Consider the following 15,734-nt stretch of genomic DNA (forward strand, 5'->3'; position numbering starts at 1 on the left):
TTCACATCCCTCCTATGACTGCGATGGGTTCACCCCAGATCGGCATGTCGAGCCACCAGTTCCACCACTCGGGCCAACCTGCTGTCCAGACGGGGCCGGAGATGATGATACAGATTGCCGACCACAGCCCTGCATTGATCGCCAGGAGGTATCCCAGACGGTGAATGCCGAGAGTGCCGACCGAATAGCCGATGAAATCGCGAAAGAACGTGTCTTCGTGATCCGGCGTCTTGGCCTCTTCGCCCTTTTCGGGGTTACAGGCGGACAGGATCAGACCACCATGCAGCGCCAGCGCCAGTGTGGTGGTAAAGAACAGCGTCACCGCCAGCATATGCGCCGGGTTGTAATGGAAGTGCAGATAGGCATAGCCCACGTTGCTGACCCAATCGAGGTGGCTGAAGATCCCGTAGGGAAATCCGTGGCCCCATGCGCCCATCAGGAGCGGGCGGAAGATGACCAGCGTCATATAGGCGATGATCGCGGCGGCAAAGCCGAAGGGCACGTGATAGCCCATGCCGAGCTTGCGGCAAATCTCCACCTCGCGCAGCGCCCAGCTGATGAAAGCGCCGGTCGCACAGATCGTGATGATCTGCCACAATCCGCCCTCAAGCAGCGGTGCAAGGCCCAGACCATAACTCAGGTCAGGGGGTGCGATATTGATGAGCCAGGGATTGAACGTCCCCTGCTGGGAAGCGCCCCAAAAAATCAGGATCGTCCCGAGTAATGCAAAGAAGGCGGTCGTCACTCCGAAGAAGCCAACATAAAAAGGCCCCACCCAGAAGTCGAACAAATCGCCTCCCACCAGCGTCCCTCCGCGGACGCGATATTTTCTTTCGAAGCTGAGCAACGCCATCTTCTATTCTCCGCGTGTGCGGCACGCCTGTTTCGAACCGGTCCGACAAAGGGCTGCGCGAGATGCGCAATTGGCCGCTTTGTCGACATGCATCCAAGGCGGAGGCCGTCGATAAATTAAGTTACGAGTTCGCTGCGGGCGTGTAGCGTATACACAAGACCGCCCGCAGCATTGATAGTCTGAAAGCCGGTATTCCGGTGGCGCATCTTGCGATGCGCCGCCAGATTACTGACCTCCGACGGCGGCTGCCGCCTCGAACCAGTTCAGGCCGCTGCTGAGCACCACCAGGTGGATCATCGCCGCCAAAAGGAAGAGAAACACGCCCTGCGCCACGAAAACGCGACGGGGGTCGAAGATCAGCCAGATCTTATAGAACTTTGCCATATCTTTCTCTCCTTAACCGAACCACGGACGCCAGATGTAAGTCGCCAAGTGAGCGACCACAGCAACTGCCGCGAACAGGAAAAGCCCGCTCATGTAGACAGAATGCAATTCTTGCGCCTGTTCGTCTGTAAGACCTGTGAAGGACAGGTCGGTATTATCAGCCATAAATATTCCTCCGGAACGTTATGCTGACGCCGCGCACCCCACGGCCGGGTCCTTTGGGAGTTGCCCCCCTCCGGGCTCTGAAAACCTGTTCCCAGGGTTCCAGTCTCTGGACTCGACAGGCGCACACAGGTCGAGAATTCGGGTCAGATTGCACGCTCGCCGTGCAATCCGGTCTTAAGGCTCAGTAGGCCGAAAAGATCATCGGCGTGATGATCCGGGCCTGGCTCCACGCGCGGGCCATTGGGCCTTTGTCGGTGAAGCTGCGCGACTTGATCGCATGCATGGCCCATGTCAGGGTCGCAAGCGGCAGGGTCGCCACGAAAATAATTGCGAAATAGACGCTGAATTCGACGCCATTCTTGCGCTTCACATGCTCGCGCGAATGCGCGGGCGCTTGCACGGTGGTGTCCATCATGTCTGATGTCATATCGCTCATGTCTGATCCTCCAAATCAGGTCCGGCGGATGCCGGGTCCAACGCCCGCACGGTGCTCAGCACCACACGTTCGTCGCCTGCGGCCAATGCCGCTTTCTCCGCTGCATCACGCAATGATTTTGCAGCTGAAATTCGTGTTAAAATCGGATGCGTTTCGACAATCCTGTCGAGCATCGCCTGCGCGTCTTCATCCCAGGGGAAATCGCGCCGCAGCGGTGTGAGGGTCGCATCCGTTGCGTCCATATCCGTGCCAAGCGGCAGGATGTGGAACAGCGCGTCGAACAATCCGTTGCAAATCTCCTGCAACAGATAGGTCGCGCCTGCGTATCCCATGAAGGGCGTGCCGGTGTGACGGCGGATCGCCGCGCCGGGAAAGCTCGCCGGGATAAAGGCCGGTGCCGGGCCAAAGCCCGCTTTTTGCTCGGCCAGATACATTTTCTCGTTGATCGACCCCAGAACGATCAATGGCTTTTTCTGGCCAATCATCGCGCGGACTTCTTCGTTGTTGGTCTTCTTGCCGGCAATGCGGGCGACCGCAAAGGCGCAAGGAAACCCAAGGTCGTTTTCAAGGAACTGTCGGATGCCACGGGCATAGGTCTCATTCGCCACGATGCCAAAGCTGGCGGTGGCAAAGAAATCCTGCGTGACGGAACGCCAGAGATCCCAGACCGGTTTGATGGTCGAATGCTTCTCTTGCGTGATGAAAGGTTCGGGGTCGAGGCCCACCAAATTCCCCAGTGCGCGCAGGAATTTCGTAGTGCTCTCGACCCCTATCGGGGCTTGTAGATACGGCTTGGCAAGAAGCTCGCTCAACCCGCGCCCGAACTCGCGGTACATGCAGATGTTCACATCCGCATTTACCAGATTACGCATCTCGGCCACATGCGCGCCCAAGGGCAGCACCATGTTGACCTCGCAACCGATCCCTTCGACCAGTCGCCGTATCTCGGCCAGATCGGATGGCATGTTGAACGTGCCATACATCGGACCGAGGATATTAACGCGAGGACGCGCACCTTCCCCGCGTTTCTTCTCGGGCGGCATCCGACCCTTGGTCATACCGAACTCGGTAAAGATCCAGGTCATCGCCCGATCCGCCGCTTCCCATTGATCTTCATCAATGGTGCGCGGCAGGAATCTCTGAATATTCGTGCCTTGTGGTGTCACGCCGCCGCCGATCATCTCGGCAATCGACCCGGTGACCACCACCGCTGGCAGCGCAGGGTCAAGTGTGTCCCAAGCGCGCTTCATGCTCTCTTCGGTGCCCGAACCCATTTCGCCTTCGCCCAGACCGGTTACCACGATGGGCAACTCATGGGGTGGCAAGGCATCGGTGTAGTGCAAGACGGATGTGACGGGCAGGTTTTCGCAGCCCACGGGGCCGTCGATCACGACCTGCAATCCCTTGACGGCGCAGAAAGCGTAAACCGCCCCCCAATAGCCGCCCGCGCGATCATGATCTGTGACTAACACGGCGCGCCCCCTTCTGCTGGGGCGCGAACGCGTTGGTCTGCGACCATCGCTGCCTCGCGCTGTGCGCGTTTATGGTCATAAACACGCACTAAATCATCTCCTGCGCTTTGGCGGCACGCGCCAGTTTGTCGAGCTTTTTCTGGTGCTGCGCGCGGAAATCGGGGCGCAGGTTTGGCGCGCCTTCCCAGACACCGGCGGTATCGCCCGCACCCACACCTTCAAAGAATTCCTGCATATGTGCCATGCGCTCTTTGTTGCCGATGGCCGCATTGATCACGGTCGCCAGCGATCCCGCACCGGCAACACCCATCAGGGGCCGGGCGGAAATCAGGTTGGTAAAGTAGAGGCCCGGAATGCCCAGTTGCTTGGCCTTTTGCACAACAGGCGTTGTCCCGATGGCAAGGTCAGGCTGGATCGCCTCCATGGCGGCGCAATCATCTTCGAGCGAAGCGCGGTATTTCACCTTGACGCCCTTGGCTTCCAGCCATGCCGCGTCATCCGCAGACCAGGGTGAATTGGCGCATGCGGTGCCGACATAAGGCACATTCGCCCCGCTTTCGATCAGCAAACGCGCAACCAGCAGTTCGGACCCTTCATAGCCCGACAAGGTGATCGTCCCGTTGATCGGTGTTGCACCAAGCGCGCCCCTGATCGCAGGCAACACAGCGTTCTGCGCCGCTGCGATATCCTCGGCAGAGACGCCATGTGTCTCACCGATGGCCTTAAGCCACGCGGCCGTCCCGTCATAGCCAACCGGGGCAGAGCCCACGACGGGTCGCCCGGCGGCTTTGAATTCACGGACCGTATCCACGTAGAATGGATGTATCGCGGCCACCACGGCACAATCGAGTGCTGCATAAAGCTCGCGCCACTCCCGACAAGGAAGTACCGGTCCTGCTGCAAGCCCCATCGGTGCCAGCATCTGCCCGATCATCATCGGGTCGGCGGGGAACATCTCCCCCAGCATGGCAACGGTTGGACGTGCAGATTTCCCACCCACGGGTGCAGCCACCGGCCCCGCCATCGCTTCGGCGCGGGCATAGTTCAGCATGGCACCGGCCAGAACGTCTTTGGCCTCTGCATGTGTGGGAACCCCAAATCCGGGCACGTCGATTCCAACGATCCGGACACCATTGATTTCCTTTGGCAACAAACGCAGCGGCACACCGCTGGCTGTCGGCACACAAAGGTTTGTCACCACGATCGCATCATAGCGATCCGGGTCCGCCAACTCGTGGACCGAGTCGCGGATATCTTCATAAAGCTTGCCCGTCACAAGGCTTTCCGAGTTGAACGGCACATAGCCGACCGACCGGCGCGCGCCATAGAAATGCGACACGAAAGTCAGACCATAGACGCAGCACGCCGACCCGCTCAGCACGGTCGCGACCCGCTTCATCCGCAGACCCACCCGCAGGGACCCGAACGCCGGACACATGCTTTGTGGTTTGTCATGCGGGCCAACCGGATAGTCGGCCTTGAACTTGTCCAGCAGTTCAGACTGGCCGGCGTTGCGTGCGGCCTCTGCCATATCCGCGCCGGAGTGACAGCCCATCGCATCGGCAGGTGCGTCGCTTGCCACACGGGATACATCGCCGTGCGGGTGACCCTTGATCACCTCTACCTCGGCGGCATCATCATATGTGACTTCACTTTTCACTCAGGCTGCTCCGTTTTTGTAAAAGGCCCGCGGGCCAGGTCTTCCAGCAATTGCCGCGTCTCTTCGATGGCACTCTGTGCGGCGTCGAATATCTGCTCTGAGGCGGTAGCCTGAAAACGGCCCCGCGCGATGGCACGCTGTGATTTCTCAAATCGCTCACGCATCGTCATAGACGACCTCCAGCGATGGTTTGGGTTCGGCATTCTTGCCGCGCATGTCCACATCCGTTGCCGGGACAAGCACGTAATCGCCGCCTGTTTCCGAGGCATCGAAAAGCCCAAGCAAACCGTCCTGATCCAGAGGCGTGGGGCGTTGTGGAGGGGCCACGGCGACATTGTCCCCAAGCATCGCAAACAGATCGCCCCACTGGGACTCCTGCGTGCCGACGATCTGATAGTTTGCGGACTTCTTGCGCAGGTCATCATCCTGCGGGATCGAGGCCAGCACCGGGATGTCGACCGCTTCGGCAAAGGCTGCCGCCTCGCCGGTGCCGTCATCCTTGTTGATCACCAGCCCGGCTACACCGACGTTACCACCCAGCTTGCGGAAATATTCCACGGCGGAGCAGACGTTGTTCGCCACATAAAGCGACTGCAAATCATTCGACGCAACAAGGATCACCTTTTGCGCCATGTCGCGCGCGATGGGCAGACCAAAGCCGCCGCAAACCACGTCACCGAGGAAATCCAGCAGGACGTAGTCGAAATCCCAGTCATGAAAGCCGAGCTTTTCCAGCAGTTCAAACCCGTGGATGATGCCGCGACCACCGCAGCCGCGCCCCACCTCGGGACCGCCGAGTTCCATCGCGAAGACACCGCCGCGCTTGAAGCAGACATCCCCAATCTTGACCTCTTCGCCGGCAAGCTTCTTGCGGGTCGAGGTTTCAATTATGGTCGGGCAGGCCTTGCCGCCAAAAAGCAACGAGGTCGTGTCGGATTTCGGATCGCAGCCGATCAACAGGACGCGCTTGCCCTGCTCCGCCATCATGTGGCTCAGGTTGGCGAGCGTGAAGGATTTGCCGATACCACCCTTGCCGTAGATCGCGATGATCTGCGTTTTGGATGCGGGCTCACCTTGCGGGACTTCCAGCGTGGGCTCAGCCTGCGCTTCGTCACGCAGACGTTTGTCGAAGTCCTTCAGGTTTGGAACCTCATCTTTCATGCCACGTCCTTCCAGTTCAATATCATCTTGAGGCAGTCCGGATCCGTGAATGCCTGAGCATAAGCTGCCCGCGCATTCAGGTGGCTGGCCTGATGTGTGATTAGGTTTTCGAGGCTCAGCGATCCGCCCTCGACAAGCGCGCGCGTCGCCGCAAGATCGTCATGCGTCCACTCAGCCGCCACGCGGAACCGCGCTTCTTTCATAAAGGCAGGCGGAAAGGCAAAGCTGATCGCCGTGGTGTAAAAGCCGGCGAGCACGATTTCACCGCCCTTGGCCAGACGCCCCACCAGATCGTTGAGCACCTCAACCGAACCGGAAGCATCATAGACCGATGTGTAATCGCGGCGCGGATCATCTTCGGGCGCGATCACCTCGTAGCCCTGCGCACCCTTGCGGCGGCTTTCGTCAATTTCCCAGACCATCGGCGCAGGCGCACCGGCGGCAATCGTCAGACGCGCCAGCAAGCGGCCCAGCACACCGTGGCCCACGATCAGATCGGGAACGGATTTGTTCAGACCCGCCATGGAATGGCGCGCTGTCGCGGCCAACGCCAGAAGCGCGCCGCTGGCACCATGCCCCGCATCAATGCGGGTCACACGATCCGACGCGGTAACAACACGGGATGCTGCCCCGCCGAACAGACCAAAGGCACCGTCATAGCAATTCGCGCCGGGAACAAACACACGTTCGCCAACCTTGAACCCCGTGGCCCTGTCAGCCTCAACCACCTCGCCCACCGCTTCATAGCCGGGCACAAGCGGATACCCCATGCCGGGGAAGGGGGGCATCTCACCGGACCAGAAAAGCTTTTCGGTGCCTGTTGAAATACCGGAGTGTTCAATCTCGACCACAAGATCCCCGTCACCCGGCACGTGTAGCTGCAGGGTGTCAACGTCGAGGTCTTTGGGACCTTTCAGTAGAACGGCTGTGGTGTCCACGGGTTTGGCTCCTTCCGGCTGAGTCCTGGGGCAAATACTGTCCAGCAAGACTCACAGATTCTGGCTTCGTTACATGTCAGTTTAAACTTACATGTCAGTGTGTCAACTATAATTGACACATTTTACATCATTGATTTGGCTTGCGTGCCGAGATCACCCGCGTCACGTAATTGCGCGCCGGGCGCGGGCAGCGGATGTCGGTAAAACCAGCCGCCTGACACAGCGCTGTGATCTCTTCGGCGGACCGTGTGCGCCCTGTCTGCATCGCCATTGTGTAAAAGGCGAAATACACATCCCCCGCCCGATCCGGCTGCGCACCGCCACCCATAGGCTCGGAGATGATGAGCCGCCCGCCATCGGGCAGCGCGTCAAAGACGTCCTCCAGCAGCGTTGCCACCGTGTCATCGGCATGATCATAGAGGACCCGGATCAGCGAAATCGCATCTGCCCCATCCGGCAAGAGGTCATCGCGGAACGAACCGGGGTGCAGAGTGACACGGTCCATCATGCCCGCCTGCTCAAACCGCGCCGTGGCGCCGGGTGTGACCTGCGGCAAGTCAAAGAGGGTCATTTTCAGATTGGGATAGGCATCCCCCACCGCCTTCAAAAACGCGCCCGTGCCCCCACCGATGTCCAGCAGATGCTGCACACCTTTCAGCGACACCGTGCGCAGCGTATCCTGCGCCACCAAAAGCTGGCTCTGCGCCATCAGGTCGGAATAGGCCTCGGCCACCTGCGGGTCGATCTCGCCGCGCGCGCCGAAGACGTAGGGCCAGAATTCGGAAAGCTCCGTGCGCTCCGGCCCGCGCAACAGATCAACGGGATCTTTCAGGTCGGTGTAAAACGCCCGGTGATGACGAATCATCGCCTCCAACCCCGGCACGCCCATCAGGGCCGCGCCCTTGCGCGCCAGACCATATTGCCCGCTCCGCGTCCGCTTGAGCAGCTTCAACGCGGCTGCCGCCTGCAACAAGACCTGCATACGTTCGGGCGGGATCGCGGTTGCGCGCCCCAGCATTTCCGCCGATTGCGGCCCACCGCGCAGACGACGCAACAGGTCAAGCTCGACCACGGCCATCAGGACCTGGCTTTGTACAAACCCCTGCACCACGTCGAAGAGGATCGCACCATCACGGCGTGCCTGCCCGCGTGTCAGGAGAAATCGGCTGGCCCAGCTTTGAAAACCCGGCCGGGCCACCAGACGGTTCAGCCAACCGCCGCGCCACTCGGGCATGTCGTGGATCGTGTCAGACATTGCTGCGCGAGGCCGCAACATTCGGAGCCACAGGCGTCAGACGCTCTGCATATCTGCGCACCATATCGGCCAGCTGCGCCTCGCCCCGGCAGGACGGGATCGAGGCAATGGCCCCGCCCAGAATATCCTTGAGCCGCGAAATCGCCCCCTGCACACCAAGCAGCGTCACCGCATTGGGTCGCCCATGTAAATCATCCTGACCCACAGGCTTGCCCAATGTGTCGGCATCATAAAGCGCATCGCGCAGATCATCGGCGACCTGAAAGGCCTCCCCGATGCGCGCGCCCAGTTCAAACCACGGCTCAGCCTCCTGACCGGCAGCGACCGCCCCCATTTGCGTCGCCGCAATGAACAGCGCGCCGGTCTTGGCCTGATGATAGGCGGAAAGGTCAATCTCTGCCTCGCTCTCCCAACCCTGCCCCGCACAGATACCGCCCGGCATGCCGGTACGTTGCGACAGGATGAGAATCATCTGCGCCACGCGGTCGGGCGCAAGGCCCGACTGCCGCGCCAGAATTTCAAAAGCGAGCACGATCAGGCTGTCCCCGGTCAGCACCGCCAAAGGCTCGGAATAGGCTTTGTGCACCGAGGGTTTGCCGCGGCGCGTATCCGCGTCATCAAAGCAAGGCAAATCGTCATGCACGAGGCTCGCACAGTGGATCAGTTCCAGCGCAGAGGCCGCCGCATCCGTCAGCTTGGGCTGGTCATCGCCACAGGCCAGCGCGACGGAGGTTAGAATCGTTGGCCGGATCCGTGCACCGCCCGGGGCGGTCGCATACCCAAGCGCGGAGGACAACCGTTGCGGCACAGCCCCCCGGCCCTGCCCAACGGCGACAGCTTGCGCAATGGCGGCTTCAATTCGCGAATTCATGCCCATATGGATGTCCTTTCGAGCGCAAGTGTCAGTATTTTCCGACACTCAAGTGTAAATCATACTGGACACTTTCGCCATTCGAGTCAACAATCCCTTATGCATGTTTCAACCGCCCCCCTCATTCCCGACCGGCCACGTGCTATTGTGATTGGTGCAGGCATCGCGGGTCTTGCCGCCGCTTTGCGTCTGGCGACCAGCGGCATGCAGGTCACCTTGCTGGAACGGCACAATCATCCCGGCGGCAAGATCAGAACCCTGAGCAGCGCCGCCGGACCCGTCGATGCCGGCCCCACCGTTTTGACGATGCGTCATGTTTTTGACGATCTGTTTGCCTGCGCGGGCACGCGGCTCAAGGACCATGTGACGCTTGTGCCACAAAGCATCCTCGCGCGGCATTTCTGGCCCGACGGCAGCAAGCTGGACCTGCACGCAGACCCGCTCTTGAGCCGCGATGCCATCGCCGCCTTTGCGGGCAACACATCCGCCGATGAGTTCATGCAATTCAACCGACGCACCCAACAGCTGTTCGATGCCTTTGATGCGCCGATGATGCAGGCCCCCAACCCAAGGATGCGCGACCTTGTCCCGCATGTGCTCAAGCAACCGCAGTTGATTGCCGCCATGGCCCCGCTGTCGACGTTGAAAACATCGCTGGGCCGCGCCTTCAGCGACCCGAGGCTTGCGCAGCTATTTGGCCGCTATGCCACCTATGTGGGCGGTGCGCCCCACCTCAGCCCGGCGATCCTGTCGCTGATCTGGCAGGCAGAGGCCGCAGGCGTCTGGGTCGTCGAAGGAGGCATGCACAAACTGGCCCACGCCATCGCCAAACTGGCGCGACACGCAGGTGTCGACATCCGCTACAACACCCATGTGGACCGCATCAAAACAGTGGGCGGGCGCGCCGTGGGCGTAGAAATCGACGGCACCTATCTTTTGGAAGCCGAGGCGATCCTTTACGCGGGCGATCCGCGCGCGCTCGCCACCGGCAGCATGGGTGCAGACCTCAGGGTCGTGGCCCCGCAGACCGTCAAACTGCCCCGATCCTTCTCCGCCCGCGTGCACAGCTTTGCCGCGACCCCGCAGGGACGTGATCTGACCCATCACAACGTCTTCTTTGCTGCGGACCCGGATTGCGAGTTCAAAGAGCTGATGGCAGGGCGCATGCCCGCGGATCCCACGCTATACCTCTGTGCCGAAGACCGAGGTCACGGCGCCGACATCCCCACCCTTGAGCGTTTCGAGATGATCTCGAACGCGCCCGCAACAGAGACACACACTCCCCCACAGGAGATTGAAAAATGGCACCAGCAGATCATGCAACGGATGGCGGATATGGGCGTGACTTTCACGCCGATGCCGACAACAGAGACGCTCACGACGCCGCAGGATTTCGCGATGCTCTTTCCCGAAACGCTCGGCGCGCTTTACGGCCAGACGCCGCACGGGCTGACAGCGGCACTCCAGCGCCCGACAGCGCAGACGCCGATTGCGGGACTATGGCTCGCGGGGGGCGGCACCCATCCGGGGGCGGGGGTCCCGATGGCGACACTCTCCGCCCGGCACGCGGCAGAGGCGATCTTGCGCGCCCAAACTTCAACGTCGCTGTCGGCCCCAACGGCTACGCCTGGTGGTATGTCGACGGGCTGAGCGATTGCGGCAGCCGCGCGGTCTCCGTCATCGGGTTTATCGGATCGGTGTTTTCGCCGTGGTATCGTTGGTCGGGGCGCAAATGCCCGCAGGATCACGTCTGCATCAATGTCGCCACCTACGGGCCCGGCGGACGGTTCACCATGACGGACCGGGGGCAAAGCGCGCTGCGCCAGACCGCCTCCCGGCTGCAGGTTGGTCCGTCGATGATGCGCTGGGATGGCAATGATCTGGTTATCGAAATCAACGAGGTGTCCAGCCCGCCGCTGATCAACCGCATCAGAGGCGAAATCCGCGTCACCCCTTCGGCCATCACCAATGTCGAACTGCCCCTGACCCCGGATGGCGCCCACGTCTGGCGCCCCTTCGCGCCCCGCGCACGCATCAGCGTCAACATCGACCGCCCCGGCTGGCAATGGCAGGGCGAGGGCTATTTCGACGCGAATTTCGGGTCCCGCGCGCTGGAAGAAGATTTCAGCTACTGGACATGGGGCCGCTTTCCGACCTCGGGCGGTGCCACCTGTTTCTACGACGCGACGCGTCTTGATGGTACGGAACTGTCGGCAGGCTTCGCCTTTGATCATGACGGAACCGCGCGCAAGATCGAGATGCCCCCGAAAACCGGGTTTCGCCGCACGCTCTGGGCGGTCAAACGCGAAACGCGCAGCGATGCAGGCTACAAACCCCATCAGGTGATGAGCATGCTCGACGCTCCGTTTTACTCCCGCTCTGCCGTACGCACCAGGATCGACGGCGAGGAAACAACCGGCGTGCACGAAGCGCTTGATCTGACCCGGTTCCGATCGCCGCTCTTGAAACCCATGCTTGCCGTGCGCGTGCCGCGGCGGAAAAACTGGAGCTGGGACTGACCGACCGCCCTTCGGGGCAAGACAGGCGTTCGGTAGTGCTGGAAACTCTCAGGTTGCGCTCTTAACATAATATTTCTACTCAGGGTGTATTGGATCGTTTGAAACGATCCGACCCAAGCCTGAGGACCAGCATTTGTATCATATCAAAACCGGCACCCTTGCAGGATTGCTGGCCCTCTCCGCAGGGCCCGTGGTCGCGCAGGGCGGTGCGTGGACCTACGAGGGGTCGTTTTACCTTTTCGCTGCAGAGACGACGCTGAATGTCGGCGGGATCGAGGGCGAACTCAGCTTCTCCGATGCGCTCGATAATCTGGAGTTTGCCGGGATGGGCGCGTTTACTGCCAGCAATGGTCAGTGGACGTTCATCGCGGATCTGATGTATTTCAACCTCGGCTTTGAAAACAGCACACCGGGTGATGCGTTTTCGCGCCTCGATACGTCCTCCAAGACCACCGTTTTCAACGCATTGGCCCTTTACAAGATGCGCGACGCCTCATCGTATTCATTCCATCTCGGGGGCGGCTTCAGGTATTTCAACACCGATACAACCTTGCGGCTGCGCCCCGGCACCCAGCCCGGAACGACGGTCGGCGACGACAACAGCTGGACCGACCCGATTGTCGCAGCGATGGGGCGTTTCGAGTTGTCAGATACATGGAGCACCACGATCTCTGCCGATTACGGCAATTTCGTCAACGATCGTGAGACCTATCAGTTCACGGTTACTTTCGACTATGAATTCGCAGAAAACTGGACGGCGCGCGCCGGGTATCGGTATCTGAACGTGGACAACGACGATGATGACTTCCGGCTTGAGCAATCAGGCCCGGTGTTGGGCGTTTCCTACAGGTTCTGACCAGCGTCCGTTGCCGCGCTCAGGTCGCTACATGCGGCGGATTGCGCGCCACTTCCGGGTTCAGCCACCACACGCCGGCATTGAGGGATGCCGCGATCGTTACCCAGATCAGATAGGGCACGAACAAGAGCGCTGCGATCTGATCCACCGGCCACATCACGATGATCCCGCCAAGCACGATAACCCAGAGCATGCAAACAACCGCCATGCCCAGTCGGATGTTCCTGATCCCGAAAAATACCGGCGTCCACAGCCCGTTGAACGCGATCTGCAAAGTCCAGAACGCCATCGCCACCGCGTTGTTTTCAGCCATCGCGATCCGTGCGCCCGCCACAGCGATGCAGACATAAAGCACGCTCCATGTAACGGGGAACACCCAATCGGGCGGGGTAAACCACGGCTTTTGCAGTTTACGATACCACGGACCGGGCGGGAACAACCCACCCGTCAGGCCCGCGCCGACGCAGGCGACCAGAAACAAACTGAATAAGAGCCAGAACATGGCTGACAGCTAGAGACTACGGCCTAGCCTGTCAACTCGGCACGTTGTGCCTGACGGCGCGCCTCCAGCGTCGAGAGCACTGACATCAGCGCATCACTGCGCGATCTTTGCGGCGCACCGATGGCTGTCGCATCCACCAGAAACTGCACTTCCGGCAAGGGTCGCGCATAGAGCACTGACGATTTCGGCATGATCATGCTCGCCCCGCTCAACAGCATGGATTGACCGAGCCATCCGATCTTTTGCCATTTATTCGTGCGCGCCCGCGCGGAAATGGAATCGTATCCCATGCGCGTCAGTTGACCGCCAATACCGGCATAGATGAACCGCGCGCCATAAATCCCCGGACGACACCCACGCGGCAACGCGCCAACGCCCGCTTCGGAGCGCATGTAGAGCCGGTTGGCCTCCATCACCAGCCGCTTGACCATGCCCCGCACCGCCTTCGTGGCCCTGGGATCGGCAAAGAATACTTCGACCTCTATCCCGGCATCCTCCAGCCACTCCAGCGGCAGGTAGATACGCCGCTCCAGCGCGTCCTCGCCCACATCGCGGGCAATATTGGTCAACTGCATGGCGACGCCCAGATCACAGGCCCGCGCCAGAGCATCCGCATCGCGCACCCGCATCAATACGCACATCATCGCCCCAACGGCCGAGGCCACCCGCGCGGAATAGTCTTTGACGCCCGACAGGGTATCATACCGACGCTCTGCCGCGTCCCATGCCAGCCCTTCGAGCAAGGCATCAGGCAGCGCGCGGGGCATCTCGAATTCCTCCACGATGGCCGCAAAAGCACGATCCGTCGGCGCATCTTTCGGCCGCCCGGCATAGACCTGATCCAGCCGATCCCGCAGCCGCAAAACCGACGCGACCTTGTCCTGTTTCAGATCGACCTCATCATCCGCCAGACGGCAGAACGCATAAAGCGCCAAGGCCGGGTCGCGCACATGCGCGGGCAGCAATTTGGACGCCGCATGAAAGGACAAGGACCCATGACGGATCGCCTCGCGGCAGTGCTCCATATCCGCGGGCGCAATCATTTCACTGTCTCCGCATCAGGCACCAGTTTGCCCAGCACCTCAGCGGTCGAAATCACGCCCGGCACCCCTGCGCCGGGATGCGTGCCCGCGCCCACCAGATAGAGCCCCTTAGCCTCTTCCGAGACATTATGCGGGCGGAACCACGCGCTTTGCAGGATGCGCGGCTCAATCGAGAACCCTGCCCCCAGAGGGCTGAGGTAACGGTCGCGGAAGGTCTCGGGGGTAAAGACGACCTCGGTGCTGATCTTGGCAGTCAAACCGGGCAGCAACTGGTCTTCCAGAACTTTCAGCATCTTGGCCTTGTACTTGGGCTCTTCCACGGCCCAATCGACCCCATTGTCATGCCCCAGATGCGGCACGGGGCTCAGGACATAGAACGTATCATCGCCCTCAGGCGCAACGCTCGGATCGGTGACCGAAGGGCGGTGCACATAGAGGCTCATGTCGTCACACAGCTTGCCCTTGATAAAGATATCCTTGAGCAATCCGGCATAGCGCGGTCCGTTCAGGATCGTGTGATGCCCCACATCCTTCCAATCCCCGCGCGTACCCTTCGTCCCGAAGTACCATACGAACAAGCTCATGGAATAACGCGTCTTTTTTAGCTTGGCAGGCGTCCAGCGTTTCTTTTTGTGGTTGCGCATCAGCCGCGTATAGGTGTGGCCCGCATCCGCGTTTGACACCACCACATCCGCGCCCATTTCCAGCCCGCTTTCCAGCCTGACGCCGGTGACGGTGCCATCGCGCACCACGATCTCATCCGCTTGCGTGTTCATCAAAAGCGTACCGCCCTGATCCTCGATCACGCGCCCCATCGCCTGCGCCATACCGGCCAGACCGCCCATGGCGTAATGCACCCCGAATTCCTTTTCGAGGTAGGCCACGAGGATATACATCGACGTCACATGCAGCGGATCGCCACCGATGAACAGCGGATGAAAGCTCAGCGCCATGCGCAGCTTTTCGTCCTTCACCCGGCTTGCGGCATGGGCATAGACCGATTTATCCGCGCGCAGCAGCGCAAAGGTCGGCAGCACCTTCACCAGATCCCACAGCTTGTGCATGGAGCGTCGGCCAAGGTCTTCGAACCCGAACCAATAGCGTTTCGAGCTATCCACCAGAAACTTGTCGAACCCCGCCAGATCACCCGGCGCCAGCTTGGCCACTTCAGCCCGCAGCTTTTCAGTATCCTGTTGGGCGACAAATTTCGTGCCATCCGGCCAGCGAATTTCGTAAAACGGATCGAGCGGCTTCAGCGTCACATCCGCGTCGAAATCACGCCCACAGGCTTGCCATAATTCACGATAAAGCTGCGGCACCGTGACAATCGTCGGACCCAGATCAAAGCGGTGCCCGTCCTGCCAGATCGCGGAACCACGCCCGCCGGGAACATCCAGCTTGTCGATCACCGTAACGCGGTAGCCCTTGGCGCCAAGGCGCATCGCCGCCGCCAGACCGCCGAGGCCCGCACCAATGACGATCGCACGCGCACCCGCGCGATCGCCGGTCTCTACAGATTCGATAGTCTCAATACGTGTCATCATGGAACCACAGTAGATGTGTCTAGTTGACTTGACAATTGTGATCTTCCATTTTGCGCAAATTGGTGTCAGACTAAG

General features: G+C 60.7%; 17 protein-coding genes. 3 read left to right on the forward strand and 14 right to left on the reverse strand.

The window, feature by feature from the left end; all coding sequences use genetic code 11:
- Position 1: 1 nt before the first annotated feature.
- The 11 genes from pufL to RD1_RS00515 all read right to left on the reverse strand — a co-directional run bounded on the left by pufL (position 2) and on the right by RD1_RS00515 (position 9,201).
- Positions 2-853 carry a photosynthetic reaction center subunit L gene (gene pufL / locus RD1_RS00470; protein ID WP_011566461.1) on the reverse strand — a complete coding sequence of 284 codons (852 nt, stop codon included), beginning with the start codon at positions 851-853 and terminating at the stop codon, positions 2-4.
- Positions 854-1,078: 225 nt separating this feature from the next.
- Positions 1,079-1,237 carry a light-harvesting antenna LH1, alpha subunit gene (gene pufA / locus RD1_RS00475; RefSeq protein ID WP_011566463.1) on the reverse strand — a complete coding sequence of 53 codons (159 nt, stop codon included), beginning with the start codon at positions 1,235-1,237 and terminating at the stop codon, positions 1,079-1,081.
- A gap of 12 nt (positions 1,238-1,249) precedes the next feature.
- Positions 1,250-1,402 carry a light-harvesting antenna LH1, beta subunit gene (gene pufB / locus RD1_RS00480; protein ID WP_011566464.1) on the reverse strand — a complete coding sequence of 51 codons (153 nt, stop codon included), beginning with the start codon at positions 1,400-1,402 and terminating at the stop codon, positions 1,250-1,252.
- Positions 1,403-1,583: 181 nt separating this feature from the next.
- A complete protein-coding gene (pufQ, locus tag RD1_RS00485) occupies positions 1,584-1,838 on the reverse strand; it encodes a cytochrome PufQ (protein WP_013984574.1) in 255 nt (84 codons plus the stop codon).
- Entirely contained in the window at positions 1,835-3,310 is a 1,476-nt protein-coding gene (gene bchZ, locus RD1_RS00490) for a chlorophyllide a reductase subunit Z (RefSeq protein WP_011566466.1), read from the reverse strand. Before bchZ ends, pufQ begins: the two co-directional genes overlap by 4 nt.
- Positions 3,311-3,398: 88 nt before the next feature.
- Positions 3,399-4,970, reverse strand: a complete 1,572-nt coding sequence (bchY, locus tag RD1_RS00495; RefSeq protein WP_044032853.1) for a chlorophyllide a reductase subunit Y — start codon at positions 4,968-4,970, stop codon at positions 3,399-3,401.
- The gene (locus RD1_RS21095) at positions 4,967-5,140 is read right to left on the reverse strand and encodes a hypothetical protein (protein ID WP_171960010.1); all 174 of its coding nucleotides are present in this window, start codon (positions 5,138-5,140) and stop codon (positions 4,967-4,969) included. Before RD1_RS21095 ends, bchY begins: the two co-directional genes overlap by 4 nt.
- The gene (locus RD1_RS00500) at positions 5,127-6,131 is read right to left on the reverse strand and encodes a chlorophyllide a reductase iron protein subunit X (protein WP_011566468.1); all 1,005 of its coding nucleotides are present in this window, start codon (positions 6,129-6,131) and stop codon (positions 5,127-5,129) included. The genes RD1_RS21095 and RD1_RS00500 overlap by 14 nt, the downstream gene beginning before the upstream one ends.
- Positions 6,128-7,069: a chlorophyll synthesis pathway protein BchC gene (bchC, locus tag RD1_RS00505; protein WP_011566469.1), complete on the reverse strand. Its 942-nt coding sequence runs from the start codon at positions 7,067-7,069 to the stop codon at positions 6,128-6,130. The genes RD1_RS00500 and bchC overlap by 4 nt, the downstream gene beginning before the upstream one ends.
- A gap of 127 nt (positions 7,070-7,196) precedes the next feature.
- The gene (locus RD1_RS00510) at positions 7,197-8,303 is read right to left on the reverse strand and encodes a methyltransferase (RefSeq protein ID WP_011566470.1); all 1,107 of its coding nucleotides are present in this window, start codon (positions 8,301-8,303) and stop codon (positions 7,197-7,199) included.
- A 13-nt stretch (positions 8,304-8,316) separates the two neighbouring features.
- Entirely contained in the window at positions 8,317-9,201 is an 885-nt protein-coding gene (locus tag RD1_RS00515; RefSeq protein WP_011566471.1) for a polyprenyl synthetase family protein, read from the reverse strand.
- A 93-nt stretch (positions 9,202-9,294) separates the two neighbouring features.
- Here RD1_RS00515 and crtD point away from each other — a divergent pair, with 93 nt between their 5' ends.
- From crtD to RD1_RS00530, 3 genes are all read left to right on the forward strand, one after another.
- On the forward strand, positions 9,295-10,845 hold the full coding sequence (crtD, locus tag RD1_RS00520) for a 1-hydroxycarotenoid 3,4-desaturase CrtD (protein ID WP_011566472.1): 1,551 nt from the start codon (positions 9,295-9,297) through the stop codon (positions 10,843-10,845).
- The gene (crtC, locus tag RD1_RS00525; protein ID WP_044033291.1) at positions 10,842-11,714 is read left to right on the forward strand and encodes a carotenoid 1,2-hydratase; all 873 of its coding nucleotides are present in this window, start codon (positions 10,842-10,844) and stop codon (positions 11,712-11,714) included. Before crtD ends, crtC begins: the two co-directional genes overlap by 4 nt.
- Before the next feature lie 133 nt (positions 11,715-11,847).
- Positions 11,848-12,570, forward strand: coding sequence for an outer membrane beta-barrel protein (locus RD1_RS00530; RefSeq protein ID WP_011566474.1), 723 nt, complete (start codon positions 11,848-11,850; stop codon positions 12,568-12,570).
- Between the two features lie 19 nt (positions 12,571-12,589).
- Here the strand turns inward: RD1_RS00530 and RD1_RS00535 are convergent, their stop codons facing one another.
- From RD1_RS00535 to RD1_RS00545, 3 genes are read right to left on the reverse strand one after another with little or no spacing between them, the layout of a single operon-like run.
- Positions 12,590-13,072: a tryptophan-rich sensory protein TspO gene (locus RD1_RS00535; RefSeq protein ID WP_011566475.1), complete on the reverse strand. Its 483-nt coding sequence runs from the start codon at positions 13,070-13,072 to the stop codon at positions 12,590-12,592.
- A gap of 23 nt (positions 13,073-13,095) precedes the next feature.
- Entirely contained in the window at positions 13,096-14,115 is a 1,020-nt protein-coding gene (crtB, locus tag RD1_RS00540; protein WP_011566476.1) for a 15-cis-phytoene synthase, read from the reverse strand.
- Entirely contained in the window at positions 14,112-15,659 is a 1,548-nt protein-coding gene (locus tag RD1_RS00545; protein ID WP_011566477.1) for a phytoene desaturase, read from the reverse strand. Before RD1_RS00545 ends, crtB begins: the two co-directional genes overlap by 4 nt.
- Positions 15,660-15,734: the final 75 nt, after the last annotated feature.

Source organism: Roseobacter denitrificans OCh 114 (genome assembly GCF_000014045.1).
GTDB lineage: Bacteria > Pseudomonadota > Alphaproteobacteria > Rhodobacterales > Rhodobacteraceae > Roseobacter > Roseobacter denitrificans.

Coding starts and splice junctions, on each gene's coding strand:
- pufL (WP_011566461.1), bottom strand. CDS start 853: ATGGCGTTGCTCAGCTTCGAAAGAAAATATCGCGTCCGCGGAGGGACG.
- pufA (WP_011566463.1), bottom strand. CDS start 1,237: ATGGCAAAGTTCTATAAGATCTGGCTGATCTTCGACCCCCGTCGCGTT.
- pufB (WP_011566464.1), bottom strand. CDS start 1,402: ATGGCTGATAATACCGACCTGTCCTTCACAGGTCTTACAGACGAACAG.
- pufQ (WP_013984574.1), bottom strand. CDS start 1,838: ATGAGCGATATGACATCAGACATGATGGACACCACCGTGCAAGCGCCC.
- RD1_RS21095 (WP_171960010.1), bottom strand. CDS start 5,140: ATGACGATGCGTGAGCGATTTGAGAAATCACAGCGTGCCATCGCGCGG.
- RD1_RS00500 (WP_011566468.1), bottom strand. CDS start 6,131: ATGAAAGATGAGGTTCCAAACCTGAAGGACTTCGACAAACGTCTGCGT.
- RD1_RS00510 (WP_011566470.1), bottom strand. CDS start 8,303: ATGCCCGAGTGGCGCGGCGGTTGGCTGAACCGTCTGGTGGCCCGGCCG.
- RD1_RS00515 (WP_011566471.1), bottom strand. CDS start 9,201: ATGGGCATGAATTCGCGAATTGAAGCCGCCATTGCGCAAGCTGTCGCC.
- crtD (WP_011566472.1), top strand. CDS start 9,295: ATGCATGTTTCAACCGCCCCCCTCATTCCCGACCGGCCACGTGCTATT.
- RD1_RS00535 (WP_011566475.1), bottom strand. CDS start 13,072: ATGTTCTGGCTCTTATTCAGTTTGTTTCTGGTCGCCTGCGTCGGCGCG.
- crtB (WP_011566476.1), bottom strand. CDS start 14,115: ATGATTGCGCCCGCGGATATGGAGCACTGCCGCGAGGCGATCCGTCAT.
- RD1_RS00545 (WP_011566477.1), bottom strand. CDS start 15,659: ATGATGACACGTATTGAGACTATCGAATCTGTAGAGACCGGCGATCGC.